This window comes from Mycolicibacterium diernhoferi (genome assembly GCF_019456655.1).
GTDB classification, from domain to species: domain Bacteria; phylum Actinomycetota; class Actinomycetes; order Mycobacteriales; family Mycobacteriaceae; genus Mycobacterium; species Mycobacterium diernhoferi.
Window position 1 is genome coordinate 816880 of the sequence record NZ_CP080332.1, and the last position, 24452, is coordinate 841331.

Below are 24452 nucleotides of genomic sequence, written 5' to 3' on the forward strand. Positions count from 1 at the left end.
CGTGGGGTAGCACTTTCCGGCGCCTGGGTTGGCGCACCTAATCGGCGGGGAATGAGACATCGGGACGTTCCGCGACGGATCGATCCAGGTCGGATCCCGTGCCTAGTGGCTCTGATATTTCTTTTCTCAACTACCATCGCAGCAAATTTCAAGATCGTTCAGTTGCGCGTTGAACGGGTTGATCTTGAAGCGACCTCCAGCGGCGAGCGTTGCCGCGATGACCTGGAAAAATATGCGTGCTTTGCGGCGCGACACCTTGTACAGTTGGCGCGGGGATTCACCAAGCAGTGGGGGTTTAGCAAATGAAGAGATGTCTCTCGGGCGCGATTGTCGGAGCGCTGGCGGCTGGGGCCATCCTGGGTGCCGCGCCGGCTCAGGCCGACATCCCGAACAATCCGAGCCCGTGGGATTACACCGGCGACGTGATCAAGCTGCCCTTCTTGGGCAGCATCAAGTTCATCGGGGCGGACGAGTGGGGCCAGAATTACCGGGGGGTCAAGGGGCCCAGGGGCGCCGACCGCTCCGGTCCGCGGCAACACGGTAATCCGAGCGGTTAGGTAGCCGGCGCTACCGACGCATACCGCGCACGCGCGCTGCACCTGCTGGGGGGTTTGGTGCAGTGCGCGTGCCGCATTTCCGCGGACGTCAATTTTTGGGCACCGTCTGCCAAGCGTTTGCTCTGGGAACAATTCTGTGCGTGCAGGCCTTGGTGACGTGGGCGTCAATACTTCGTCCTCTTTGCGCTGGTCCGGTGCTGTTGTTAGGCGTGCTGAGTTTTGCGAGCGCAATTTCTCCCATAGCAAATTAACGTGTGCGTCACCGTAAACCAGTTGCCGAATCACAGATTACTCTTGAATGAGAAAATGTCGCGGCCGAAAATGGGCTCAGCCACGGTATTTGACGGGTGGCGGCGCCCCGGTCTCATGTATGGTCGGCCGAGAAACTGACCGTGCTTGAGGGGATATAGCAAATGATGAAGTTCGTGGGCGTACTGATCGGCGGCGCGCTTGCTGCCGGTGCTCTCTTCGGGGCGGGGGCTGCGCAGGCCGCCCCCTTCGAACTGATCGACAACCCGAGCCCGCACGTCAAGCCGGTCAAAGACGCCGACGGAAAGATCATCGGCTGGCATAACACCAACCCCAGCCCGTGGGACTTCACCAATGACGTGATCAAGCTGCCGATCGGCAACATCAAGTTCACCGGCGCCGATAGGTGGGAGAGCAACTACGGCGGTTCCATGGGGCCGCGCGGAGCGGACCGGGATCGTCCCCGCCGGGTTGGCGATTAAACGTCCCTCGACCGAGCGGGTCATCATCTCGGCTCGCGCCTACACTCGGCTCGGTGACGACGACGCAGCGCACGGCCATCAACGACGCGATCGCGAAGTTCTGGAGTTTCGCCGCCCCGGCCTACGACCAGGGCTGCCTGCAGCGGCTGGTGTACCAGCCGGCCCAGGACGAGGTGATCGCCGCACTGCGCCGGCACGGCGCCACCCAGATCGCCGACGTGGCCTGCGGTACCGGCATCCTCACCGACCGCATCCAGCAGGAGTTGCGTCCCGACGAGGTCTACGGCCTCGACATGTCCGACGGCATGCTGGCCCGGGCCCGGCGCCGTTCGGACCGGGTGCGCTGGAAGTCAGCCGCCGCCGAGGAACTGCCGTTCGCGGACGGCTTCCTCGATGCGGTGGTGACCACCTCGGCCTTCCACTTCTTCGATCAGCCCGCGGCGCTGGAGGAGTTTCATCGGGTCCTGGCGCCCGGCGGTATCGTCACGGTCACCACCGTGATCCCCGCGCCGCGCGAGACGCGAAAGCTCTTCGAAACGGCCGGCTTCCGCGTCGAGGACCAGCATCGAGTGCGTCGTAGCTTCTGGACCCCGGTCGCCGATACGATCACGGTCGGGCTCAAGCCCGCTTGATCCACTTCTCGCCGGCCTTGGCCGCGCGGTGCAAGGCGCCGAACTCGCCCAGATACGCGGCGACCGCGCCGACGGCCGGCAGCATTCCGACATAACGGAAGACACTGTGCGGATGCGGCCGCTTGCCGACCTCGTCGCCGATCGCATTCATGATTCCGGCGAGGTGCCACAGTTTCTTCACCAGTGCATCCGGCCATGGGCGGTCGGACGGCGGCGGTGGAGGATCGGGGATGTCGCGGTCACACAGCACCGCGGCCAGCATGCGGACCTGCGCCTGATGGTCGGTCAACTCGTACTCGCGCGCCACCGCGCACAGGATCAGCGTCTGATTGGCGAAGCCGAGCGCATCCTGCAGCGGAAGCTGACGCGCGATGATGCCGAAGGCACCGGGAAAGGCCACCGCGACGTTGTTCAACGCTCCCACCCGGCGCACCCACCAGTTGATCCGGGACTTGCGATCCTTGCCCTCCCAGGCCTGCGTACCCGGCACATCCGCCCAGTCCAGCACGGAAGCAGTCACATCCAACGCCTTGTCCAGCGCGCCGTCACCGCCCTCGACATCGTGCGTGCGCCCGCGCAACCCGAACGGGTCGAACTCCACCAGTGCATCGAGAATCAGATCGGCCAGCACCACAGCCCGACTCAGCGCCGCAGCGACCTCGGCGTCGTGCAGATCTGCTTTCGGCAAATCGAGAACCCCCATGGCGAACAGTATTACCGCTAAGGGGCCAGATCCACCAACACGGGGACATGGTCGCTGGGGCTCTTGCCTTTTCGTTCCTCGCGGACGATCTCACCGTGGGTGACGCGGTCGGCGAAGGCTGCCGACCCGAGGATGAAGTCGATGCGCATGCCCTGCTTCTTCGGGAACCGCAACTGGGTGTAGTCCCAGTACGTGTACACCCCCGGCCCCGGCGTGAACGGACGCACCACATCGGTGTAACCGGCGTCGATCATCGCCCGGAAGGCCGCACGCTCCGGTTCCGAGACGTGCGTGGAGCCTTCGAAAACAGCCATGTCCCAGACATCCTCGTCGGTGGGGGCGATGTTCCAGTCGCCGACCAGGGCGACCGGCAGGGACGGGTCGTCGGCGATCCACTTGGATGCCGTGTTGTGCAGGGCGCCAAGCCAATCCAACTTGTACGGGTAGTGCGGATCGGCCAGGGTGCGGCCGTTGGGGACATACAGGCTCCACACCCGGACCCCGCCGCAGGTCGCGCCGATGGCCCGGGCCTCCCGCAGTGCCTGCCACTCGGGTTGGCCGTCGAATCCGATCTCGACGTTCTCCAACCCGACCCGGGAGGCGATCGCCACGCCGTTCCACTGGTTGAGCCCGATGTGCGCGATCTCGTAGCCCAGCGCGGCGAACGGCATCGTCGGGAACTGGGCGTCGGTGCACTTGGTTTCCTGCATGGCAAGCACGTCGACGTCGGCGCGGGCCAGCCAATCGGTCACCCGGTCCACGCGGGTGCGAATGGAGTTGACGTTCCAGGTGGCGATGCGCATCGGTTTCTCCTCGCTAGACGGGTTCGGGGATCTTCAGGTCCCGCTTCAGCGCGGTGAAGTCGCTGATGGTCTTGGTGGTGACCGACGCGACCGGTCGCGCGTTGCGCCCGGTGGCCTCGGTCTTGGACACCATCACGACCCCGTCGATGTAGGGCTGGATGGTGGTGGCGTTCTGCACGGTGGCCACGATGACGAGCTGAAAACCGAACTTGCGGAACGCCTGCAAGGCCTGCGAGGCGAACTGCGGATCGGACTTCGAGAACGCCTCGTCGAGCATGAGCTGTGCGAAAACGGGCTTGTTGTCCCCGCTGTCGGGGTTGGCCAGGTTGAAGCTCAGCGCGCCGGCCAGGCAGAACGCCATCAACTTCTCCTGCTCGCCACCGGAATTGTCGCCGGCGTTGCTGTGCGTGCGGATCAGTTCATCGTTGCGCACATCCCATTCGGCGCAGTCGAAGGTGAACCGGTTGCGGACGTCCAGCGCGTCGCGGGTCCAGGCCCGGTCCTCGGGAGTATTGCCGGCCAACCGATTACGCAGTCGCAGGATGTCGGCGTACTGCTCCAGGATCGCCTTCTTGTCGCCCAGACCCACCTCGGCGATGCGCCGGGAGATGGACCTGACGATATCGGTGAGCTCGGACACCGCGGCCAGACTGCGCGGCGTCGCCCGCAGCGTCAACCGGGTGCCGCGGTTGAACTCCACCGCGCCCAGGCCGGTGTTGACCCGTTCGATCTGTTCGGCGATCCGGCGGGTCTCCTGCTCGGCCACCCGATGCAGGGTCAGGATCGCGTCGGGGGCCTGCTCGGTGATGAGTCGCATCATCCGCTCGTAGGCGTCGGGGAGCTCGCGTTCGTCGATGTGGCGGCAGACCGCCACATAATCGTGCACCCGCTCGTCGAAGTCCTCGGAGTCATTCGGGATGGCGTCGGGGAACGTCGTGTCGAATGTCGCGATGATGCGGGCCAGCTCTTCATAAGAGCGTCTGCGGCTTTCGGTGAGTTGGTCGCGTTCGCGGCGGACCGCGGCGAACAACGCCTCCCGATGCGGTTCGGGGTTGAGGAGCTCCAGGTGCACCGGCACCTCGGCGGAGTAGCGGCGTAGCAACTCATTGGCGGCATCGGATACCGCCGGCGGTGCCAGTCGGTCCTGCAGATCCATCAGCCGGGTGCGTCGACCGTCGAGATCGTCGCGTCGGGTCGCAATGGCGCCGCGCCGGGTCATCAGGGTCTGGATGTCGTTCCAGCACTCCTCGGCGCGGACGCTGAGCGCCTCCACATCGGGGTTGTCGGCCATCAGCAACTCGAACTGCTCCCGCAGCCGGTCGGCATGCCCCTCGGCGGTTTCGGTGTCGATCTGGCTCCACTGCGGGAACCGCTCGCAGATGGCCTTGCACGCGGCGGCCTGATCGCGCCATTGCTGGCGCTCGGCGGCGATGTCGTCGGCGGCCTGGCGGGCCTGCTCGAAGGTGTGCTCGGCCTCGGCGAGTTCGGCGGTCAGTGCGTCCAGCTTGGCGCCGATGTCACCCTGATAGATGTACTCGGACGGTTTCAGCGGCCTGCGGTCGTCCTTGATCGCCAACCGGTCGGAATCCTTGTACAGGCCGGTATCGGTGACCGCGCGCCGGAACCGGGGGAACAGGTCCGGAGTGTCGACACAGATGTGATCGCCTGCGGCACTGAGCACATCGAGTGCCTCCGCCGCGCAGGGATGATCGGGGGTGACCACGAACAACTTGCCGGCCAGCGTGTTGGGCTCCGGCTCACGGTTCGGCGGATTCACCCGCACGTGGTGCAGAGCCAGCCGGCCACGCATGTTGTTTTCGTTGACGAAGCGCAGCACCTTCGCGTAATGCTCGTCGGGCACCAGCAGCCGTAGGCCCACCGAACGCAGCACCTTCTCCACCGCGCCCCGCCACCGGTTCTCTTCGGGGCGCAGGTCCATCAGCTCGGCCACGTATGGCAGCGCCGACGGGTCGACACCGACAGCGGTACAGATGTGTTCGCGCATGGTGACCGCGAATTCGGGCAGCGCCGAACCGACGTGCTCGACGCGCTTGAGTTCCTTGGCGGCGTGGTCACGGGCGATGCGGGCGGCCTTCTGGGCGTACTCGGCGTCGGTGGAGGCTTCTCGGCCGCGATCCAGCTTCACCGCCAGCCCGGCGGCCTGCTTGGACAGATCCTCACGCAGATTCCAGAACTCGTCGGCGCTGTCGGGGACGGGCACGCCGTGGGCGGTCACCATCTCCTCATAGGCTGCCCGACGCCGACCGATCTCCTCGGCCTGTGCCTCGGCGGCGGCGACCTGCGACTGCAGCGGGCCGACGTTCGTGCTCGCGCCGCTGATCTGTGCATTGAGCGAATCACCCTCGGCCTTGGCGAGATTGAGCTGGCGGGTCAGGTCGCCATACTCGTTCTCCAGCTGGTCGATGATGCTGTCGAGGTTCTCGACCTCGGCCGGGCACTGCTGCAGCCGGACGTGGTCGGTGTAGGCACGGACCATCTGTATGTCGACGAGGTCGATGATGCCGAGGTCCGAGGACTCCGAGGCGTAGCGCTGCTGGATGGCCTCGATATCACCGAGGATCTTGCGCTTACGCTGTGCGACCGCCAGCAGTTCGCGGGCCTCGACCAGCGGATCGATCTGCTTGAGTGCCTCGGGCAGCCGGGCCAGGCTGTCGGGCTCGTCGAGCATGAAATCGCGGACGAACTGCTCCAGGCCGCCGACGCTCTTGAGCGACTTGGCCTTTCCCAGCAGCTGCTGGGCGGCCTCGGAGGCCCGGATGCCGATCGACGCGTACAGCTGGGCCAGGTACTGGGACTCCACCTTGGTGGAGAACCGCCAGCGGTCCTTGAACACGCCGGTGTCGAAGCGCCCGGCGGCCCAACGGTTGCAGACCTCCTCGATGTCGAGATCGCCGTCACCGAGTACGAATCGGCTCGACGAATCCGAACGGGATTCTCCGGTCAGCCATTTCAGCACCAGGCCGGTGATCGACCGTCCGGTGTTGCTGGTGTAGGTCACCGCGACCGCCGACCAGGTGGTGCCGTCCCCGCGCAGGTACATCACCTGGCTGACGCCGGCGTCGCTGCGCTGGCCCCACGCCCCGCGCACGTACTTGTCCACGGTCCGTCGCCCGGCGTTCGACCCGGCCGCGGTGTTGTCGCCGGAGGCGTTGAAGTTGCGCCGGTTGAAGGGCAGGAATCCGAGCGAGATGGCGTCCAGCAGTGAGGATTTGCCGCTGCCCGAGGCGCCGGCGATCAGTGAGCCACCGGCGTTGATGGGCACCGAGTGATAACCGTCGAAGACACCCCAGTTGATCACCTGCAGCCGGGAGAGGTGGAACTGCTCACTCATTCCGAACTCCCCTTCAACAGCTGCTCGAACTGCTGCTGCAGCTCGGTGATGACCGAGGCCGTCATGATCGCGGTGATCACCGGGCTGACGGTATAGCTGTCCTCGTCGTCGCGGGTCTTGCGCAGGATGTCCAGGCCGGCCAGCCGGGCGATCGCCGCGTCGATACGCGCGGTGAAGGTGACGGTGTCGCGGTCGGTGTCGTTGAGCACCCCGGAGAACAGCCCGTGAATCTCGTCGCGGGTGATGAGGAAGCCGACATCCCCACCGGCGCGCATCATCTGGGCCAGATGCAGCGCCAGGATGGAGTCGTAGGTGCCCAGTGGCTCGCGCCGCAGCAGCTTGATGCCCTTGGCGGATTCGTACCGGGCCTGCTCCACGTACGCGATGTCCACGCCCTCGGCGATGCGCAACTGCAGGTCGAGTTCGGAGAGCCGGACCGACAGGTCGGAGCGGTACTCGATGATCCAGCTGTACACGTCGCGGTCGGATTCACTGCTGATGTAGCGGCGGGTCAGCAGATGCTGCAGGGCCCAACAGGCCCGGTCGGGCATGGCGCTGACATCGCCGTCGAAGCGCGGGCGGCGCGGTCGGGTCGAGTGGCCGCCACCGGAACCGGTGCGGTCCACGTCCGGCAGCGAGGTGAAGTCGATGTCGGAGTCCGGTGTGGTCACGACGCACCTTCCAGGATCGGTTCGGTGAACATCAGGTGCGGAACCTCCATCTCGCGGTCATGGCCGTCCAGCGAGTGGAATCGGACCGTGACAGGCGGTGCATCCGAGGTGTTCGGCTGCTTGAGCGCCCACGACCAGAGCACGATCACATGACCCAGGTACGCCGCGTCCAGCATCGCCAAGGCGTCCGGAAGTGACACCGGCAGAGACGAGTTCAGCATCTGGGTCAAGGCGGGCGCGTCGACCTGTGTGGTCAACGACGAGAAGGTGGACAGATCCACCTCGCCCTGGGCCGGCGCGGCGGGCTTGGGTGCGGACAGGTCGTTGATCCGGAAGCTGAGCGCGCCGACCGAACTGATGGCGTGCCGGGCCAGCGGCACCTCGATGTCCAGACGCGAGTCGGTCAAGGACTCCTTGAGCAGCGCCCGGGCCGCGCCGATGGCCTCGTTGAGCTGGCGGGCCACCCCGCGGGTCTGTTCCAGCGTGCCGAACGCGGTGAACCGCTTGACCCGCTGGGCGCACCGCTGCTGGATGCGCTCCACCTCGTCGATCTGGTGCCCGACCAGTTCGAAGAACCCGGCCATCACCTTGCGCAACGCGGGATCGAGTTCGGGCAGGGTGGACGCGACGGTGGCGATGTCGGCCTCGAACTCGGCGCGCTGGTCGGGGTCGTTGATCATCCGCAGGAACGCCCGGTGCGAGTCGCGGCCCGCGGAGTCCCAGGCGGCCTGGTAATCGGCGTACATCTGGCGCTGCCGGTCCCGGTACTCCACATTGGTGTCGATCGGGTCGTCCAGGGCGGCGGTGGCCTGCTCGATCATGGTGCCGTACAGGCCGATATCGGTGATCAGGCGTTCCATCTGCAGGGCGATGGCGCGGGCCTCGTCGTACATGGCGGTGACATCGGGTTCGGGTCGCGCACCGGCGTCGAGTTCCTCGAGTTCGGCGTGCAGGGCCGCGATCTCGGCTTCGATACCGGCCCGGATCCGGTCCGGGTCGTCACCGACCCGGATGGCGACCTGTTTGAGCCGTGAGGCGATGCCGTTGATGGAGCCGCCGGTGGCGATGGTGTCGTTGCGGCGCATCCCGCGCACGAAATCCAGGGCGCGGCGCGCGTCCTGGGTGAGGTAGCAGACATTGCGTTCGCCGCTTGCCACGCGGTGCAGCCAGCCCTGGCTGGCCCACGACTTGATCAGCGCCAGTGCGGACTGCTCACCGGTCTCGGGTAGGGCGTCGAGGTCGCGCTCCAGCCGGACCACCAGGTCCGTCTCGCCGACCAACCCGTCGAGCAGATGACGTTCCATCAGGGTGGCGTACACCGCGAGGTTCGAGGTGGCCAGCAGTCGCAGTGCGCGCGAAGCCTGCACCTCACGGTTGGCCTCAAGTAACTCACGCATGGGGCACGAGGCTATCTGCGCGGACATAGCGGTGCCGGTGGTGCAGTCGGAAACCGAGCGTCCGGTACAGCTCGAGCGCCGCCGTATTGTCGTCGAGCACCTGGACGTAGGCGCGGGTCGCGCCCTGGTCGGCGCCCCAGGACTGCAGTGCCGCGCAGATCGCGCGGGCCAGTCCGGTGCGCCGCGCGGATTCGGCGACACGCACGCATGACACGCCGAGCCAGCGGACGCCGTCGGGTGCGGTGGTCACCGCGCCGCGCCCGACCGCCAGGACATCTCCGGTCGCTGCGCCCGGCAGCTCGGCGAACGTCACGGTGCCGTCCAGCACGGCGGTGAGGACGTCGACCGGGACGTCGCGTTCATAGATCCGCAGCCACTCGGGCGACGGCGCCGAGGTGAGCGTGGCGGCACCCGGATCGGCGGGGGAGAGGTCACCGACCAGCACCCGGTTGGCCTTGATGCCCGGGGCCTTGATCGGCAACAACCGTTCCGGCAGGGCCAGCCACGGCTCCAGGTCGCGGGCCGCGTACCAGTCGATGATCTCGGGCAGGGACTGCGCCGAGGACGAGAACAGCAGCGGCACGGCGGAATTCGCCCGGCTGGTGTGACCGTGTGCGGCGCGCAGCAGCCAGCCGTCGCACCAGTGCTGCTCGGTGCCGGGCCAGGCCAGCGCGGCGGCGTGCTCGAGTGCGCGGATCTCGGAGTTGCGTACCGGGGTGTGCGAGAGCTCACGCACCGACACCACATCGGCGGGGTCGATCTCGACGACCTCACCGGATTTGGTGCGCACCATCACCACGGGGTCGGTTGCCTCCAGATGCCCGACGACGTCGTTCAGACCGTCGGGTATCCGGTATCGCAGGGACACCCTGGCGCCCAGAGACGCCATGCTCTAGTGGCCGAAGGGGTCGGGATCCTCGCCGGGCAGCCAGCTCAGTCCGGGCACACCCCACTTGTTGGACTTGATCATCCGCTTCGCGGCGCGGGCATGCCGGCCGATCAGGCTGTCGAGGTAGGTGAATCCGTCCAGGTGCCGGGTTTCGTGCTGCAGCATCCGGGCGAACAGGCCGGTGCCCTCCAGCGTGATCGGGGTGCCGTCGGCGTCCAGACCGGTGACCCGCGCCCAGGACGCTCGACCGGTCGGGAAGGATTCGCCGGGCACCGACAGGCATCCCTCGTCATCGTCGTCCGGGTCGGGCATGGTCTCGGGGACCTCGGAGGTCTCCAGTACCGGGTTGATGACCACGCCGCGGCGGCGCGCGGTCTGGCCGCGGTCCTCGGCGCAGTCGTAGACGAAGACGCGCTCGGTGCGACCGATCTGGTTGGCCGCCAACCCGACACCGTTGGCGGCGTCCATCGTGTCGAACATGTCGGCGATCAGTTCGGCCAGGCCGGACGGCAGGGAACCGTCGGCGCCGACGGGCACCGGAGTGGTCGGGGTATGCAGGACCGGGTCTCCCACGATGCGGATTGGTACGACAGCCACGATTGGTCAGCTTAGTCAGCCGACGCGCGGGTCACGATCACGCCTCAATTCCCGGGGGCGTGATTGAATGAGCGCCGAACCACACAACTGTCATTTTGCGAGTTATCGGAAGGGTCCAAACAGCGATATGGATGGCGCCATCGCGCGGACCGGCCAATCCGGGGACGACTCCGAACCTGCGGACGGGCTGACCCGCCGCGAACACGACATCCTGGCGTTCGAACGCCAGTGGTGGAAATACGCGGGGTCGAAAGAAGACGCCATCAAGGAGCTCTTCTCGATGTCGGCGACCCGGTACTACCAGGTGCTCAACGCGCTGGTGGATCGACCCGAGGCCCTTGCCGCCGACCCGATGCTGGTCAAGCGGCTCCGCAGGGTGCGGGCGAGCAGACAGAAGGCGAAGGCGGCCCGGCGGCTCGGCTTCGACATCACCTGAGCCGTTAGGCTTGCCCCGATGAACCAGCGAGACTCTTCCGGGCTGCCCTTGCGCGCCATGGTGATGGTGCTGCTCTTCCTCGGCGTGGTGTTCCTGCTGGTTGCACTCCAGTACATGGGCCCCGACGACGAAGGTGACAGTGACGCCGCCGTGGTGAGCACCACCACCAGCAGCGCCACATCCAGCGCCAAGCCGTCTGCGGAACCGGAGCAGCCGAAGGCCGAGGTGCGGGTGTTCAACATCTCCGAGGTCGCCGGCGCCGCCGAGAACGTGGCCACCCGACTGCGTGACGCAGACTGGAACGTGACCGAGACCGGGAACCTGGTCCTGGAAGGCGTCCCGGTGACCACGGTCTACTTCGGTGAGGCCGAAGGCGAGCGGGAAGCCGCCGAAGAGGTGGGCAGAGTGCTGGACGCGCCGGTCGAACCACGGCGCCCCGAACTTGGGGAGCAACCACCGGGCGTCATCGTGGTGGTCACCGGCTAGGCTCTCGGGCATGCCGATCTCAGCCTCGATTCGCCTTCTCGCCGCCGCTGCACTCATCGTGCCGATCGCCAGCGCGTGTGCACCCAACGAGCCGGTCGCAACAGAGCCCGGAACCACCCCGCCGGTGTGGACCGGATCGCCCTCGCCGACGCCGACCGCTGGAGCCGGTCACGGCAGCGGCCACGGTGCCGCGGCCTCCGGTGAGACCCTGACGGCGAACCTGGCATTGGTGGACGGCACCGAGGTGGCCACCGCCACCATCGACTTCACCGGTGACTTCGCGACGGTGACGGTCGAGACGACCACCGCCGGTGAACTCACCCCCGGCTTCCACGGCCTGCACATCCACCAGGTCGGCACCTGCGAAGGCGACTTCACCAGCGCCGGTGGCCACTTCCAGGCCGAGGGGCACACCGGGCACCCCTCCAGCGGAGACCTGAGCTCGCTGCAGGTCCGCAGCGACGGTTCGGCCAAGCTGGTCACCACGACGGATGCGTTCACCGCCGAGGACCTGCTCGCGGGCAGCAAGACCGCGATCGTGATCCACGAGAAGGCCGACAACTTCGGCAACATTCCGGCTGAGAAGTACCAGCAGGTCAATGGCACCCCCGGTCCGGACCAGCAGACGCTGGCCACCGGTGACGCCGGCGGCCGGGTGGCCTGCGGTGTCTTCGCCGCGGAGTAGCCGCGCACGAATCGACTTCGCCGGGTCGCCCCGGCCGACCGTCGGTGTCGAGTGGGAGTTCGCGCTCGTCGATTCCGGCACCCGGGACCTGAGCAACGAGGCCGCGGCGGTGATCGCCGAGATCGGCGAAACCCCGCACGTGCACAAGGAATTGCTGCGCAACACGGTCGAGATCGTCACCGGGATCTGTGAAACGGTCCCGGAGGCGATGACCGATCTGCACGACACCCTGGTCCCGGTGCGCCGGATCGCCCGGGAACGCGGGATGGAACTGTTCTGCGCGGGCACCCATCCGTTCGCCGAGTGGGAGATGCAGCAGCTCACCGAGGGTGCGCGCTATGCCGAACTGATCAAGCGCACCCAGTGGTGGGGCAGGCAGATGCTGATCTGGGGTGTGCATGTGCACGTCGGGATCTCGTCGGCGCACAAGGTGATGCCCATCATCACCTCGCTGCTCAACCACTACCCGCACCTGCTGGCGCTGTCGGCGTCCTCACCCTATTGGGACGGTGAGGACACCGGCTACGCGAGCAACCGGGCGATGATGTTCCAGCAGCTGCCGACCGCCGGTCTGCCCTTCCATTTCCAGAAGTGGTCGCATTTCGAACGGTTCGTCCACGACCAGAAGAAGACCGGGATCATCGATCACATGAACGAGATCCGATGGGACATCAGGCCGTCGCCGCATCTCGGGACGATCGAGGTGCGGGTCTTCGACGGGGTGTCCAACATCGCCGAACTCGGTGCGCTGGTGGCGCTCACGCACTGCCTGATCGTGGACCTCGATCGCCGGCTGGATGCCGGCGAGCAGCTGCCCACCATGCCGCCCTGGCATGTGCAGGAGAACAAGTGGCGCGCAGCGCGATACGGGCTGGACGCGGAGATCATCCTGGACGCGGACAGCAACGAGCGCCCGGTCACCGAGGACCTCGACGACCTGCTGACCCGGCTGCAGCCGGTGGCGGCCTCGTTGGGATGCGCCGACGAACTGGCCCGGGTGTCCGACATCTACCGGTACGGCGGGTCATATCAGCGGCAGCGACGCGTCGCCGAGGAGAACGACGGTGATCTGCGTGCCGTCGTCGACGCGCTGATCGGGGAACTGGTGCTCTGATGGCGGCGACCCCGATGTTCCCGCTCGAAGTGGCGATGCTGCCCGGCGAGGAACTGCCGTTGCGCATCTTCGAACCGCGCTACACGGAGATGATCTCGCAATGTCTGGCCGGCGAGCCGGAATTCGGGGTGGTGATGATCGAGGCCGGCCGCGAGGTCGGCGGCGGCGACGTCCGCAGTGATGTCGGGGTGCTGGCGCGCATCGTCGAACACGCCGATCTGGGTGGCGGACGGTATCGGTTGCGCTGCATCCTCGGTGAGCGCATCAGGGTGACCGAATGGCTGGAGGACGCGCCGTATCCGCGGGCACAGACCGTGCCGTGGCCAGATGAGCACGGTCCGACGGTGGCCGGTGCGGACATCGCGGGTGTGGAGGACACGGTGATGGCCCTGTTCGAGCGGATCGCGCAGGCCCGTGACGCCACCCTGCCGCCGCGCGAGGAACTGCTCGGTGGGCCCGAACCCGGCCAGCAGCCCGGAGATCGGCTGTACGCCTTGGCCGCCCGGCTCCCGATCGGTCAGGCCGACCGCTATGCGGTGCTCGCCGCGCCCAGCGCGTGCGCCCGGCTGGAGGCGTTGCGGGAGGCCGTCGAGACGGTCGCGGCGATGGTGGAGTTCCAGCTCGGGTGACTACTCGGGGTCGGGGAACGTGTTGTGCGCCAACTCGTCGGACACCACGCTCTCGCCGACGTTCTGTTCCCGGTAGGCCAGCTGGCCGACGCGATTGGCGACCACCGGTGCGGTGATGAGGGTGAAGAAGCCGGCCAGGATGATCATGCCCACGTCGGGATGTCCGCGCAGCCGCGTCGCCGCGCCCGCGAGCACCAACAGCAGACCCAACACCTGGGGCTTGCTGGCCGCGTGCATGCGGGTCAACGTGTCCGGGAACCGCACCACCCCGATGGCCGCGGTCAGCGCGAGCGCCGACCCGCCCAGCACGAGGACCGCGGTGATGATGTCGACAACGGTCATCGGATCCTCCGATCGGCGAGGTCCCGGTCCGGCACACGGAAACGGGCCACACTCACCGAGCCCACGAAGCTGATCAACGCCAGCGCGGTCAGGCTGTAGGTCACGGTGCTGTCCAGGCTGAACGCCGCCCATGTCCCGACCCCGCACATCGACACGGCCACAAAGGCATCCAGGGCCACCAGCCGGTCCAGGGTGCTCGGGCCCGCCAGCAGTCGGTAGACGGTGATGGCGGCGGCAGCTGACAGCATCACCGCCGCGGCGATCCACACCAGATGCATCAGACGTCCTCCTTCTCGGCCGACGGACGCCAGTCGGCGTCGCGCTCGAACGCCGCGACCATCAGCCGCTCCACCGTCTTGACCTGGCGGTAGAAGGCTTCCACGTTCTTCTCGGAGCCGACGTCGAGCACGTGCACGTAGATGAGCCGTCGTTTCTGGTCGATCTCCAGCACCACCGAACCCGGGATCAGCGTGATCACCCCGACGGCCAGTGCCAGCACCAGATCGGACTTGACGGCCACGTGTGCGCGCAGCACCGCGGTGGCCGGCGGCGGACCGGGCCGGATCGCCAGCCAGGCCACCTGGAAGGACGACACCACCAGTTTCATCGCGAAGTACAGAATCAGCCGCAGGAACGCCAGCGGCCGGAGCTTGCCCTCCACCGGCACCGGGGGCAACGGCAGCAACAGGGTGATCACCAGCGCGACCACCAGACCGCCGACCACGTTGGCGGCAGAGAACGTGCCCCACAACAGAACCCACACCAGGGTGAGGAAGCACAGTGTCCAGATGCTTAGGGCGAATTTCCTCATGGTTGCAACACCGCCGAGATGTACTGGTCGCGGTCGAGTATGTCCTCGGCCGTGCGCTCACTGTAGGCATAGATCGGTCCGGCGAACACGGTGAGCGCCAGGCCCACCGCGATCAGCGCGCCGGTGGGTAGCAGCATGCCGACCGGCATCCGGCCGACATCGTCGCGGTCGGCGAAGGCGATGTCGTCATCGTCGTCGATCAACGCCGCGGGCACGGTGTTGGACAGATCGCCCTCGGGGGCGTCGGCACGGGCCCGCCAGAACGCCTTGGTCCACACCCGGGTCACCGCGTACAGGGTGAGCAGGCTGGTGACGACGCTGCCGGCCACCAGGATCCAGGCCAGCGCCGAACCGTCCTGGGCGCCCGCCTCGACCAGGGCGACCTTGCCGATGAAGCCCGAGAACGGCGGTATGCCACCCAGATTCAGGGCCGGGATGACGAACGTGAATGCCAGCAGCGGACTGGCCGCGGCGAGCCCGCCGAGCCGTTGCAGTGTCGAGGCCCCGGCCTGGCGTTCGATCAGACCGACCACCAGGAACAGGGTGGTCTGCACGACGATGTGGTGGGCCACGTAGTAGACGGCACCGGACATTCCGAGGTGGTTGCCCAGCGCAATACCGAAGACCATGTAGCCGATGTGGCTGACCAGGGTGAAGGACAGCAACCGCTTGATGTCGTTCTGGGCGATGGCGCCCAGGATGCCGATCACCATCGTCAGCAGCGCGGCCACCATGAGCACGTTGTCCAGCGCGCCGCCGGGGAACAGCAGCGAGTGCGCCCGGATGATCGCGTACACACCGACCTTGGTCAGCAGGCCGGCGAACACCGCGGTGACCGGGGCCGGCGCGGTGGGGTAGGAGTCGGGCAGCCAGGTGGACAGCGGGAACACCGCGGCCTTGATGCCGAAGGCGACCAGTAGCACCGCGAACAGTGCGGTGCGGGTGCCGTCGGGGACATCGTCGAGGCGCAGGGCCACCTCGGCCATGTTCAGGGTGCCGGTGGTGGCGTACACCAGGGCGATGCCGATCAGGAAGATCAGCGACGACACCATCGACACCATCACGTAGGCGATACCGGCGCGGACCCGTTCGGCGCTGCCGCCGATGGTCAACAACACGAAGCTGGCGGCCAGCAGCACCTCGAAGCCGACGAACAGGTTGAACAGATCACCGGCCAGGAACGCGGTGCACACACCGGCGGACAGGATCAGATAGGTGGGCTGGAAGATCGACACCGGTTGACGTTCGTCGCCGTCGCTGATGCCCTGCCCGATGGCGTAGAACACCACCGCCAGCAGCACGATCGAGGACACCACCAGCATCAGCACCGACAACCGGTCGGCCACCAGCGTGATGCCCAGCGGTCCCATCCCGGGTTCGCTCTGGCCCCAGCCGCCGACCTGCACGGCCACCGTGCCGTCGCGGTCCACCAGGTACAGCAACACCGAACACACCGCCACCACCGCTATCAGCGATGTCAGCGAGATCAGTTGCTGTAGACGCGGACTGCGGCCGGCGACCATGGTGATGGCCGCCGAGATGGTCGGGATGAGGACAGGTAGGGGCGTCAGTACCGTCGCAAGACTCATCAGCGCGATCCCTCCGCACCCGGCAGTGCGTCGAGTTCGTCGGGCGCATCGGTATCGCGTGCGGGCACCACATCGGGAATGTCGCGGTCGACGTCCTCCTCGTCCACGCGCTCGGCCACCCTGGTGTCCTCGGGGTCGTTGCTGACTTCTTCCACGGTGGTCAGCTGGTAGGACCGGTAGGCCAGCGCCAGCACGAAGGCGGCGATGCCCATGCTGATCACGATGGCGGTCAGGATCATGCCCTGGGCCAACGGGTCGGCATCGGTGGTCGAGCCGTTGCTGGTGCGACCGTAGATCGGCGGGTTACCGGACGGGCCACCGACATTGAGGATCAACAGGTTGACGGCATTGCCGATGAGGAGCAGGCCCAACAACATCCGGGTCAGGGTGCGTTCCAGCAACAGGTAGACCCCGGTGCTGGTGAGGCCACCGATCAGGATGAGAGGGACAAGGTAAGCGGTCATCGAGCCATCTCCACATCGACGCGGGCACCCAGGCTGCGCAGGATGTCGAGCACAAGGCCGACCACGATCAGATACACACCGAGGTCGAAGAACAGGGCGGTCACCAGCTTGATGTCGCCGAGCACCGGAATGTCGATGTACAGCACCGCCGAGGACAGCACCGGCGCACCGAGCAGCAGGGAGGTCAACGCGGTTCCCGCGGACAGGCAGAGCCCGGCCCCGAGAATCTTGCCGGCGTCCAGCGGCAGCGTCTCGCCGAGTTCGTAGCGGCCGCCGGCCAGATACCGCAGCACCAGGGCGAGTCCCGCGACGAGCCCGCCGGCGAAACCGCCGCCGGGGGTGTTGTGCCCGGCGAAGAACAGGTATGCAGAGAGCACCATGATCAGCGGGAAGATGATGCGGGTGGCCACCTCGAGCACCAGCGAGCGGTGCCGCGGGTCACGCAGTTCGCTGCCGCGCAACCAGGTGACATCCCCGGCCGCGGGGGAGTACGCGCCGACCGGGCCGATGTCGGGTTGGCCGACGTTGGCGGGCAGCGCCTGTGACACTCGGGGCGCGGCGCCGAAACGTCTGTTGCGGAACACCATCGAGGCCACACCGGTGGCGGCGACGACCAACACCGAGATCTCGCCCATGGTGTCCCAGGCCCGGATGTCGACCAGCAGGACGTTGACGGCGTTGGCGCCGTGCCCGCGGTAGTAGGCGGCGTCGGGCAGCAACTCGGCGATCGGCCTGCTGTCGCGGGCGGCCATCGCGAACACCGCCAGTCCGGTGACGGCAGCGCCGACCGCCAGGGACAGCGCGGCCCGGGGGAGCCGGCTGCGGCTGATGTTGGACCGGTCGGCCTCGGCCGGCAGGGTACGCAGCACCAACACGAAGATCACCAGCAGCAGCGTCTCCACCAGGAACTGGGTCAGGGCCAGGTCGGGGGCGCCGTGGAAGGCGAAGATGGCGCCGCAGCCATAGCCGGTGACGCCGACGAGCAGCACCGCGGCCAATCGGTTGCGCATCACCGTGGAGCCCACCGCGGCCGCCAGGATCACCAGGCCGACGACCACCTGCAGCGGGGAGTCCCAGAGCGCGAGTTCCGGGCGGTCACGGGCGCCGAACACCAGAGCGCCCACCGGCAACAGGACGAGGGTGCACAGGATGACCGACTGGGTCGCCGGTAGCGATCCGCGCTGGGTCTGGGCCGTCGTGCGGACCGCCAACACGTCCAGGCCGCGCATCACCTCGTCGTAGATCCGGTCCGCGTTGCCCAGCGGGGTGAAGCCGGACTTCCCACGCGGCAGCCGGTGACGGCCGAAGAACAGCAGGGCGCCGGCCGCCACGATCAGGATCGACAGCATCAGGGGCGTTCCGAATCCGTGCCACAGCGCGAGGTGGTAGTCGGCCGGGCCGGGGACGGTCTTGGCGTAACCGCCCAGCGCGGAATCCAGCGCCGCCGGGTACAGGCCGAACACGAGTCCGGCGGCGGCCAGGACGGCCGGCGGCAGCAGGAAGTTCACCGGCGGGCGGTGCATCTGCTGCACCCGGACGCTGGGTTCGGTCTGCCCCTTGGCCGAGAAGGCGCCCCACAGGAAGCGCAGGCTGTAGACGGTGGTGAACACCGAGCCGACCACGATGCCGGCCAGCACGAAGGGCGCCGCGGGGCCGAGCGAGGCGCTGTGCAGCACGGTCTCCAGATCGGCTTCCTTGGCGACGAACCCGAAGAACGGGGGCAGGGCCGCCATGCTGGCCGCCGCACCGAGGGCGATGATGAGCAACGGCCGATGGGCCTTGCCGAGCCCGGCCAGTTTCCGGATGTCACGGGTGCCGGTGGCGTGGTCGATCACCCCGACCACCATGAACAACGCGGCCTTGAACATGGCGTGCGCACAGAGCATGGCCAGCCCGGCCAGCATCATGTCCGGCCCGCCGGCGCCGACCATGATGGTGATCAGGCCGAGCTGGCTGACCGTGCCGAAGGCCAGGATCAGCTTGAGGTCGTACTCGCGGACCGCGCGCCAGCCGGCCAGCAGCATGGTGAGCAGACCGAGACCGATCACCATGGGGCGCCAGAGCGGGGTGTCGGCGAACCCGGGCGTCATCCGGGCCACCAGGTACACACCGGCCTTCACCATGGCGGCGGCGTGCAGGTAGGCGCTGACCGGGGTCGGGGCGGCCATCGCGCCCGGCAGCCAGAAGTGCAGCGGCACGATCGCCGATTTGGACAGGGCGCCGACGAGGATCAGCGCGATGCCGATGGTGGCGGCCAGGCCGGTCGGCGGGGCGGCGATGAGTTCGGAGAGCAGGTAGGTGCCCGCCAGGTTGCCCAGGATGATGATGCCGACCAGCATGGCCAGGCCGCCGAAGGTGGTGACCAGCAACGCCTGGGTGGCTGCCCGGCGGCTGGTGGCGCGCTCGGCGTAGTGCCCGACCAGCAGGAACGACAGCACGGTCGTCGTTTCCCAGAAGATGTAGAGCAGCAGCATGTTGTCGCTGATCACCAGGCCGAACATCGCGCCGGAGAAGGCGACGAGTTCGGCAGCGAAGCTGGGCAGTCGCTTCTCGATCCGGCCCTCATGGTGGTGGAAGTACTCGGCGCAATAGAAGAGGACGAGGGCGCCGATGGCCAGTACCAGCACGCTCATGATCGCTGCCAGCGAATCGAACCGCAGCGTGATGTCCATGGCGAGTTCCGGCACCCACGGGATGTGGACGGTCGGCACGTGCCCATCGGTGGGCCAGTTCGCGCCCACCCAGATCAGCGATCCGAGTGGCACCAGTGCGAGGGGATAGAACGCCAAACGACCCCATCTGGCGACCAGAAGGGGTGCGACCGCGGTGGCGACCGCGTGCGCTACGAGAACGGTGAGCATGGCACTCCGATCGGATTGGGGTCGGGGTGTCAGCCACTAGGGCTAAAGGCAGTCTACCTGCACCGATTTTGCGACCCGACCCCAGCCATGATGGGAATGGCATGAGAAAATACGCCGATCCCCCAGCCCATGATCGGCCATACCGGCCAGAAGTACCATCCGCCGCCGCCGAGTCCGACGGCCAGCCAGATGCCGATCATCAGCAGGACGCCGGCGAGGTAGGCGCCGAGGTGGATCCACACACTCAGGCGGGCGGCCCTGATCTGCTCGGCCCGGCGGCGGGGATCGTTGCGGCGCAGTGTGCCGATCGGCAGGTCGGCGACCAGATCGCGCAATTCGGCGGTGTCGTGTGCAGCAAAGGCGCGGCCGAGGCGGTCCTCGTACTCGTCCATCGGTAGGTAGCCCTGGGCCAGCGCCTGGCCGAGGGTTCCCGCGGTGCGTTCGCGCTCACGGTCTCCTGCGCGGATGACGTCCATGAGAGCCTCCCCGGAAATCTAGTCATTGGCTAGTTCCACTATGGCCCTCGAACTTGCCACCGTCAAGATGGATATCCTGCGGGGGTGGACCGGATTGTGAGCGCCAGCCGCGAGATCGCCGCGGCCCCCGAGGTCATCTTCGAACTGATCGCCGATCCCGCGCAGCAGCCGCGGTGGGACGGCAACGACAACCTCACCGAGGCCGCCGGCGGGCAACGCATGCACGCCGTCGGGGATGTCTTCCGGACGCTGATCTACACCGGTGACTACCGGGAGAACCACATCGTCGAATTCGAGGAGGGGCGCCGCATCGCGTGGCTGCCCTCCGAAGAGGGCAAGCAGCCCCCGGGGCATCTGTGGCGGTGGGAGATCGAACCCGCTGGACCCGGCAGGTCCAAGGTGACCCACACCTACGACTGGACGCAGCTGACCGAGGAGAAGCGGCTGGTGCGCGCGAGGGCGACCACCGCGGACAAGCTGGCGGCCTCGATCGAGCGGTTAGCGGCCCTCAGCGAAGGCGCGTAGCGATTCGACCTGTCCCGGGTCCAGTGACGGGCGCACGTTCTCGCGCGCCTTGGCCACGTCCTCGGCGGTGACATCGGCCGCGTCGATGGAGCGTCGCATCGCCGTCAACGCGGCCTCACGCAGCAGGGCCACGCAGTCCGCGGCGCTGTACCCGTCCAGATCGTCGGCCAGCCCATCCAGGTCGACGTCATCGCTGAGCGGGATGGATTTGCCTGAGGTGCGCAGGATCTCGCGCCGGGCCGCGGCGTCGGGCGGTTCGACGAATACCAGCTTCTCCAGCCGGCCGGGGCGCAGCAGCGCCGGATCGATCAGGTCGGGGCGGTTGGTGGCGCCCAGGACGACCACATCACGCAGCGGGTCGATGCCGTCCAATTCGGTCAGCAGCGCGGCCACCACCCGGTCTGTCACCCCGGAATCGTGGCTCTGCCCGCGCCGCGGTGCCAGTGCGTCGATCTCGTCGAGGAAAACCAGGGACGGCGCCGAATCCCGGGCGCGGCGGAACAATTCGCGCACCGCCTTCTCCGAGGAGCCGACCCACTTGTCCATCAGTTCCGCACCCTTGACGGCGTGCACGGACAGGCGGCCCGAACTGGCCAGCGCCCGCACCACGAAGGTCTTACCGCAGCCGGGTGGCCCGTAGAGCAACACACCGCGCGGCGGTTGCACACCGAGCCGGGCGAAGGTGTCCGGATGCTGCAGCGGCCAGAGCACCGCCTCGGTCAGCGCCTGCTTGGTCTCGACCATGTCGCCGACGTCTTCGAGGGTGACCGACCCGACCGCCACCTCTTCGGTGGCCGACCGGGAGAGCGGACGGATGACCGAGAGCGCGCCGACGAGGTCGTCCTGACTCAGCGCGGGCGCCTCACCGCTGGTGCTGGCGCGCGCCGCGGCCCGCAACGCGGCCTCGCGGACCAGGGCGGCCAGATCGGCGACGACGAAACCCGGTGTGCGTTCCCCGATCTCGTCGAGCCTCAGCTCCCGGGCCGGCACATCGCGGAGCAGGACCTCCAGCAGTGCCTTGCGGGTGGCGCCGTCGGGCAGGCTCAGGCCCAGTTCGCGATCGCACAACTCCGGGGCCCGTAGCCGTGCGTCGACGTTGTCGGGCACAGCCGAGGTGGCGATGAAGACGACACCCTTGGTGGCGACCGCGTTTCGCAGTTCGGCGAGGATCAGGGTGGCCACCGGTTGCGGGGTCCCCGGCAGCAGTGCGTCGATATCGGTGATGAGCAGGACACCGCCGGAGCTCACCGCGGCGACCGCCGAGGCCACGGCGGAAAGCCGGTCCTCCTCGGCCAGCGCGCCGATCTCGGGGCCGTCCAGTTCGATCAGTCGGCGCTGTGCGCCCACTGCGCGGACCAGGGTGGCCTTCCCGACACCGGCGGGACCCGACACCAGGACACCGAGATGTGCCGTGGCGCCCAGACTTTCCAGCAGCTCCGGTTCGTCGAGGGCCAGTTTGAGCCACTCGGCAAGCTTGCCGGCCTGCACGTGCGCGCCCTTGAGGTCGTCGAGCGGGATCGCCGCGGTCCCCGGCGCCGGGCTCGCTGCGGCCGGTGCCGCGGCGCTGGACACGACGTCACCCCAGCAGACATTCGAATTGGGTTGCACGCTCACGGTGCCGGCGGGGTCGACAGCGGTGACCGTCAGCAGTTCCGAGGTCCAGGTGATGCCCACCGAGGTGGTCAGCGCTGTGGTCGCCGCCGAGGTCGACGTGCCAGGCCCCAGATCGCGGGGGAGCAGCGACACGGTGTCCCCGACGGTCATCACCTTGCCCAGCAGGGCCATCCGCAGCGTGGCCGGTGACACCGACCGGGTGGCCAGCCGGGAGCCGGTCAAGGTCACCGAACGGGCGCCGAACACCGTCACCGGGGCCACCACCACGGGGCTGTCCTCCCGCAGCCCGGCGTTGGACAACGTCACATCGTCGAGCAGCGCCACCCCGGCAGGGGTGCCGCCGGGGGCCACCCCCACCACCGCGGCCGTGCTGCGCGAACCGAGCAGTGACACCGCATCCCATTCCCGGATGCCCAGTGCCGCGATGGCCTCCGGATGCAGGCGCACCACACCGCGCCGACTGTCCAGGGCGGAGGTGTTGAGTCGGGCGGTCAGCCGGAGTTCGGTCATTGCCGCCCTGGCGGTTTACGTAACCCCAGCCGCGACATCGACCGGCGGTAGGGCTGTGCCCGGCGGATCTCACGGCGCTGGGCCCGCCGCTCCCTGGGCTTGGCATCCCAGGCCTCCGGGCGTGCGGCCACCCAGCGCTGACTGCGCACGGTGAACGGGATGATGCAGACGTAGCCGGCGATGAAGAGCAACACCAGCACATACGGGAACAGCAGCAGCGCGGCGGCAGCCGCGGCAATCGCGATGAGCAGGATCGGCGCCGCATTGGGAGGCATCGACACCGACTTGAGCGCCAGCGTCGGAACCCGACTGACCAGCAGCGCGGCGTTGGCCGCGAACCAGAAGCAGATGAACCACTGCGACGTCCACCATCCGTCACCGAACTGCAGCATCGCCGCCAGCGGCCCGATGACGCCGATCGCGCCGCACGGCGCGGGCATCCCGGTGAAGTACTGCCGGGTGTAGGCCGGTTTGGTGTCGTCGTCGAGCAGGGCATTGAACCGCGCCAAGCGCAGCACGATGCAGACCGCGTAGAGCAGTGCGAAGATCCAGCCGACCGGGGAGGACGGCAGCAGCGTCACGTACACCACCAGCGCCGGGGCCACGCCGAAGTTCACCGCATCGGCGAGTGAATCGATCTCGGCGCCCATGCGCGACTGCGCATCCAGCGCCCGGGCGATGCCACCGTCGATGCCGTCGAGGACTGCCGCAGCGCCGATGAGCGCCAGGGCGATGTGCGGCCGGCCGTCGAGGGCGAACTTGATGGAGGTCAGACCACAGCAGATCGCCAGCACGGTCGTCGCGCTCGGCAGGATCCGCATCGCCGCCGGACGCTGCCTGTCAGCGGTCGGCATCACGTAGCTCGGCCAGGATCGTCTCGCCGCCTATCGCGCGCTGCCCGCTCTCCACCAGCACGTGGGCGTCGGTCGGGAAATAGGTGTCCAGCCGCGAGCCGAACCGGATCAGCCCGTAGGTCTCGCCCAGTTCCAGCTTGTCGCCGGCCTGCGCGCTGCACACGATGCGCCGGGCGATCAGGCCGGCGATCTGCACCGCGACGACGTCGACGCCCTCGGGTGTGCGGATCCACAGGCTGTTGCGTTCGTTGTCCTCGCTGGCGGTGTCCTTGTCGGCGGACAGGAACTTGCCCGGACGGTGCACCACGCCCATCACCTGACCGGCCACCGGGGCCCGCTGCACATGGGCGTCGAAGATCGACAGGAAGATGCTGATCCGCTGCATCGGGGCATCGCCGAGACCCAACTCGGCCGGCGGGACGGCGGTGTCGATCAGCGTCACCAGCCCGTCGGCGGGGGCCACGATCGCCCCCGGCCTCCGCGGCGCGACCCGTGGTGGATGACGGAAGAACAGTGCACAGAATACCGCCGCGCCCAGGCCGGTGTTGCGCAGCCAACGCCGGTTCTTGCCGGCGGCTGCCAGGCCCAGCCCGCCGGCGATGAACGGCAGGCCGGCCTGATGGACCGGAGGGACGGTGGAACGGACGAGTTCGATGAAGCGTTGCGCTTCAGAGCTGTCGTCATCGGGTGAACGCGCAGGTCTGGCCATTTGGGTCCCGATTCT

At 67.8% G+C, this 24452-nt stretch carries 26 protein-coding genes; 9 read left to right on the forward strand and 17 right to left on the reverse strand.

Going from position 1 to position 24452, the window contains the following annotated elements; translation table 11 throughout:
• Window positions 1–302: 302 nt before the first annotated feature.
• From K0O62_RS03850 to K0O62_RS03860, 3 genes are all read left to right on the forward strand, one after another.
• The gene (locus K0O62_RS03850) at window positions 303–557 is read left to right on the forward strand and encodes a hypothetical protein (protein ID WP_073859640.1); all 255 of its coding nucleotides are present in this window, start codon (window positions 303–305) and stop codon (window positions 555–557) included.
• A gap of 413 nt (window positions 558–970) precedes the next feature.
• Window positions 971–1288 (forward strand): hypothetical protein, encoded by a 318-nt coding sequence (locus K0O62_RS03855; protein ID WP_073859639.1) that lies wholly within the window; start codon window positions 971–973, stop codon window positions 1286–1288.
• A 53-nt stretch (window positions 1289–1341) separates the two neighbouring features.
• Window positions 1342–1920, forward strand: a complete 579-nt coding sequence (locus K0O62_RS03860) for a class I SAM-dependent methyltransferase (protein WP_073859638.1) — start codon at window positions 1342–1344, stop codon at window positions 1918–1920.
• Here K0O62_RS03860 and K0O62_RS03865 read toward each other — a convergent pair.
• From K0O62_RS03865 to K0O62_RS03895, 7 genes are read right to left on the reverse strand one after another with little or no spacing between them, the layout of a single operon-like run.
• The gene (locus K0O62_RS03865; RefSeq protein WP_073859637.1) at window positions 1907–2623 is read right to left on the reverse strand and encodes a hypothetical protein; all 717 of its coding nucleotides are present in this window, start codon (window positions 2621–2623) and stop codon (window positions 1907–1909) included. The genes K0O62_RS03860 and K0O62_RS03865 overlap by 14 nt on opposite strands.
• A 17-nt stretch (window positions 2624–2640) precedes the next feature.
• Complete coding sequence (locus K0O62_RS03870) at window positions 2641–3426, reverse strand: exodeoxyribonuclease III (protein ID WP_073859636.1); 786 nt, start codon at window positions 3424–3426, stop codon at window positions 2641–2643.
• A gap of 13 nt (window positions 3427–3439) precedes the next feature.
• Window positions 3440–6778, reverse strand: a complete 3339-nt coding sequence (locus K0O62_RS03875) for an ATP-binding protein (protein ID WP_073859635.1) — start codon at window positions 6776–6778, stop codon at window positions 3440–3442.
• A complete protein-coding gene (locus tag K0O62_RS03880) occupies window positions 6775–7449 on the reverse strand; it encodes a DUF4194 domain-containing protein (RefSeq protein WP_073859634.1) in 675 nt (224 codons plus the stop codon). Before K0O62_RS03880 ends, K0O62_RS03875 begins: the two co-directional genes overlap by 4 nt.
• Window positions 7446–8846: a DUF3375 domain-containing protein gene (locus K0O62_RS03885; RefSeq protein WP_207551013.1), complete on the reverse strand. Its 1401-nt coding sequence runs from the start codon at window positions 8844–8846 to the stop codon at window positions 7446–7448. The genes K0O62_RS03880 and K0O62_RS03885 overlap by 4 nt, the downstream gene beginning before the upstream one ends.
• On the reverse strand, window positions 8839–9735 hold the full coding sequence (locus K0O62_RS03890) for an N-acetylglutamate synthase, CG3035 family (protein ID WP_073859647.1): 897 nt from the start codon (window positions 9733–9735) through the stop codon (window positions 8839–8841). Before K0O62_RS03890 ends, K0O62_RS03885 begins: the two co-directional genes overlap by 8 nt.
• A gap of 3 nt (window positions 9736–9738) precedes the next feature.
• Entirely contained in the window at window positions 9739–10332 is a 594-nt protein-coding gene (locus K0O62_RS03895) for a peptide deformylase (protein WP_073859632.1), read from the reverse strand.
• Between the two features lie 127 nt (window positions 10333–10459).
• On the opposite strand from K0O62_RS03895, the gene napA reads away from it, so the two are divergent.
• Genes napA through K0O62_RS03920 form a run of 5 tightly spaced genes read left to right on the forward strand, consistent with a single transcriptional unit; the run spans window position 10460 to window position 13682 of the window.
• The gene (napA, locus tag K0O62_RS03900; RefSeq protein WP_019513723.1) at window positions 10460–10768 is read left to right on the forward strand and encodes a nucleoid-associated protein NapA; all 309 of its coding nucleotides are present in this window, start codon (window positions 10460–10462) and stop codon (window positions 10766–10768) included.
• 18 nt (window positions 10769–10786) lie between these two features.
• Window positions 10787–11254: a LytR C-terminal domain-containing protein gene (locus K0O62_RS03905; RefSeq protein WP_073859631.1), complete on the forward strand. Its 468-nt coding sequence runs from the start codon at window positions 10787–10789 to the stop codon at window positions 11252–11254.
• 10 nt (window positions 11255–11264) lie between these two features.
• Window positions 11265–11939 carry a superoxide dismutase[Cu-Zn] gene (gene sodC / locus K0O62_RS03910; protein ID WP_073859630.1) on the forward strand — a complete coding sequence of 225 codons (675 nt, stop codon included), beginning with the start codon at window positions 11265–11267 and terminating at the stop codon, window positions 11937–11939.
• Window positions 11920–13053, forward strand: a complete 1134-nt coding sequence (locus K0O62_RS03915) for a glutamate--cysteine ligase (protein WP_073859629.1) — start codon at window positions 11920–11922, stop codon at window positions 13051–13053. The genes sodC and K0O62_RS03915 overlap by 20 nt, the downstream gene beginning before the upstream one ends.
• A complete protein-coding gene (locus K0O62_RS03920; RefSeq protein WP_073859628.1) occupies window positions 13053–13682 on the forward strand; it encodes an LON peptidase substrate-binding domain-containing protein in 630 nt (209 codons plus the stop codon). The genes K0O62_RS03915 and K0O62_RS03920 overlap by 1 nt, the downstream gene beginning before the upstream one ends.
• Here K0O62_RS03920 and mnhG read toward each other — a convergent pair whose 3' ends face one another.
• The 7 genes from mnhG to K0O62_RS03955 are packed head-to-tail and all read right to left on the reverse strand — an operon-like array spanning window position 13683 to window position 20225.
• Window positions 13683–14024 carry a monovalent cation/H(+) antiporter subunit G gene (gene mnhG, locus K0O62_RS03925; RefSeq protein ID WP_073859627.1) on the reverse strand — a complete coding sequence of 114 codons (342 nt, stop codon included), beginning with the start codon at window positions 14022–14024 and terminating at the stop codon, window positions 13683–13685.
• Window positions 14021–14302 (reverse strand): monovalent cation/H+ antiporter complex subunit F, encoded by a 282-nt coding sequence (locus K0O62_RS03930; protein WP_073859626.1) that lies wholly within the window; start codon window positions 14300–14302, stop codon window positions 14021–14023. Before K0O62_RS03930 ends, mnhG begins: the two co-directional genes overlap by 4 nt.
• Window positions 14302–14835, reverse strand: coding sequence for a Na+/H+ antiporter subunit E (locus tag K0O62_RS03935; protein ID WP_073859625.1), 534 nt, complete (start codon window positions 14833–14835; stop codon window positions 14302–14304). Before K0O62_RS03935 ends, K0O62_RS03930 begins: the two co-directional genes overlap by 1 nt.
• Window positions 14832–16424: a Na+/H+ antiporter subunit D gene (locus K0O62_RS03940; protein ID WP_073859624.1), complete on the reverse strand. Its 1593-nt coding sequence runs from the start codon at window positions 16422–16424 to the stop codon at window positions 14832–14834. Before K0O62_RS03940 ends, K0O62_RS03935 begins: the two co-directional genes overlap by 4 nt.
• The gene (locus K0O62_RS03945; RefSeq protein WP_073859623.1) at window positions 16424–16888 is read right to left on the reverse strand and encodes a Na(+)/H(+) antiporter subunit C; all 465 of its coding nucleotides are present in this window, start codon (window positions 16886–16888) and stop codon (window positions 16424–16426) included. Before K0O62_RS03945 ends, K0O62_RS03940 begins: the two co-directional genes overlap by 1 nt.
• Window positions 16885–19749, reverse strand: coding sequence for a Na+/H+ antiporter subunit A (locus K0O62_RS03950; RefSeq protein WP_073859622.1), 2865 nt, complete (start codon window positions 19747–19749; stop codon window positions 16885–16887). The genes K0O62_RS03945 and K0O62_RS03950 overlap by 4 nt, the downstream gene beginning before the upstream one ends.
• A 53-nt stretch (window positions 19750–19802) precedes the next feature.
• On the reverse strand, window positions 19803–20225 hold the full coding sequence (locus K0O62_RS03955; protein ID WP_073859621.1) for a DUF1707 domain-containing protein: 423 nt from the start codon (window positions 20223–20225) through the stop codon (window positions 19803–19805).
• A gap of 93 nt (window positions 20226–20318) precedes the next feature.
• Between K0O62_RS03955 and K0O62_RS03960 the strand changes: the two genes are divergently transcribed.
• Entirely contained in the window at window positions 20319–20750 is a 432-nt protein-coding gene (locus tag K0O62_RS03960; RefSeq protein WP_073859646.1) for an SRPBCC family protein, read from the forward strand.
• Here K0O62_RS03960 and K0O62_RS03965 read toward each other — a convergent pair.
• From K0O62_RS03965 to K0O62_RS03975, 3 genes are read right to left on the reverse strand one after another with little or no spacing between them, the layout of a single operon-like run.
• Window positions 20724–22874, reverse strand: a complete 2151-nt coding sequence (locus tag K0O62_RS03965) for an AAA family ATPase (RefSeq protein ID WP_073859620.1) — start codon at window positions 22872–22874, stop codon at window positions 20724–20726. The two genes, K0O62_RS03960 and K0O62_RS03965, sit on opposite strands and share 27 nt — an antisense overlap.
• Window positions 22871–23728, reverse strand: coding sequence for a CDP-alcohol phosphatidyltransferase family protein (locus K0O62_RS03970; RefSeq protein ID WP_073859619.1), 858 nt, complete (start codon window positions 23726–23728; stop codon window positions 22871–22873). Before K0O62_RS03970 ends, K0O62_RS03965 begins: the two co-directional genes overlap by 4 nt.
• Complete coding sequence (locus K0O62_RS03975; RefSeq protein WP_073859618.1) at window positions 23715–24437, reverse strand: phosphatidylserine decarboxylase; 723 nt, start codon at window positions 24435–24437, stop codon at window positions 23715–23717. Before K0O62_RS03975 ends, K0O62_RS03970 begins: the two co-directional genes overlap by 14 nt.
• Window positions 24438–24452: the final 15 nt, after the last annotated feature.

Bases quoted from the DNA above. Each gene is read 5' to 3' on its own strand.
- K0O62_RS03850 (WP_073859640.1), top strand. From the start codon at position 303: ATGAAGAGATGTCTCTCGGGCGCGATTGTCGGAGCGCTGGCGGCTGGG.
- K0O62_RS03855 (WP_073859639.1), top strand. From the start codon at position 971: ATGATGAAGTTCGTGGGCGTACTGATCGGCGGCGCGCTTGCTGCCGGT.
- K0O62_RS03865 (WP_073859637.1), bottom strand. From the start codon at position 2,623: ATGGGGGTTCTCGATTTGCCGAAAGCAGATCTGCACGACGCCGAGGTC.
- K0O62_RS03870 (WP_073859636.1), bottom strand. From the start codon at position 3,426: ATGCGCATCGCCACCTGGAACGTCAACTCCATTCGCACCCGCGTGGAC.
- K0O62_RS03875 (WP_073859635.1), bottom strand. From the start codon at position 6,778: ATGAGTGAGCAGTTCCACCTCTCCCGGCTGCAGGTGATCAACTGGGGT.
- K0O62_RS03885 (WP_207551013.1), bottom strand. From the start codon at position 8,846: ATGCGTGAGTTACTTGAGGCCAACCGTGAGGTGCAGGCTTCGCGCGCA.
- K0O62_RS03890 (WP_073859647.1), bottom strand. From the start codon at position 9,735: ATGGCGTCTCTGGGCGCCAGGGTGTCCCTGCGATACCGGATACCCGAC.
- napA (WP_019513723.1), top strand. From the start codon at position 10,460: ATGGATGGCGCCATCGCGCGGACCGGCCAATCCGGGGACGACTCCGAA.
- K0O62_RS03905 (WP_073859631.1), top strand. From the start codon at position 10,787: ATGAACCAGCGAGACTCTTCCGGGCTGCCCTTGCGCGCCATGGTGATG.
- sodC (WP_073859630.1), top strand. From the start codon at position 11,265: ATGCCGATCTCAGCCTCGATTCGCCTTCTCGCCGCCGCTGCACTCATC.
- K0O62_RS03920 (WP_073859628.1), top strand. From the start codon at position 13,053: ATGGCGGCGACCCCGATGTTCCCGCTCGAAGTGGCGATGCTGCCCGGC.
- mnhG (WP_073859627.1), bottom strand. From the start codon at position 14,024: ATGACCGTTGTCGACATCATCACCGCGGTCCTCGTGCTGGGCGGGTCG.
- K0O62_RS03930 (WP_073859626.1), bottom strand. From the start codon at position 14,302: ATGCATCTGGTGTGGATCGCCGCGGCGGTGATGCTGTCAGCTGCCGCC.
- K0O62_RS03935 (WP_073859625.1), bottom strand. From the start codon at position 14,835: ATGAGGAAATTCGCCCTAAGCATCTGGACACTGTGCTTCCTCACCCTG.
- K0O62_RS03940 (WP_073859624.1), bottom strand. From the start codon at position 16,424: ATGAGTCTTGCGACGGTACTGACGCCCCTACCTGTCCTCATCCCGACC.
- K0O62_RS03945 (WP_073859623.1), bottom strand. From the start codon at position 16,888: ATGACCGCTTACCTTGTCCCTCTCATCCTGATCGGTGGCCTCACCAGC.
- K0O62_RS03950 (WP_073859622.1), bottom strand. From the start codon at position 19,749: ATGCTCACCGTTCTCGTAGCGCACGCGGTCGCCACCGCGGTCGCACCC.
- K0O62_RS03955 (WP_073859621.1), bottom strand. From the start codon at position 20,225: ATGGACGTCATCCGCGCAGGAGACCGTGAGCGCGAACGCACCGCGGGA.
- K0O62_RS03965 (WP_073859620.1), bottom strand. From the start codon at position 22,874: ATGACCGAACTCCGGCTGACCGCCCGACTCAACACCTCCGCCCTGGAC.
- K0O62_RS03970 (WP_073859619.1), bottom strand. From the start codon at position 23,728: ATGCCGACCGCTGACAGGCAGCGTCCGGCGGCGATGCGGATCCTGCCG.
- K0O62_RS03975 (WP_073859618.1), bottom strand. From the start codon at position 24,437: ATGGCCAGACCTGCGCGTTCACCCGATGACGACAGCTCTGAAGCGCAA.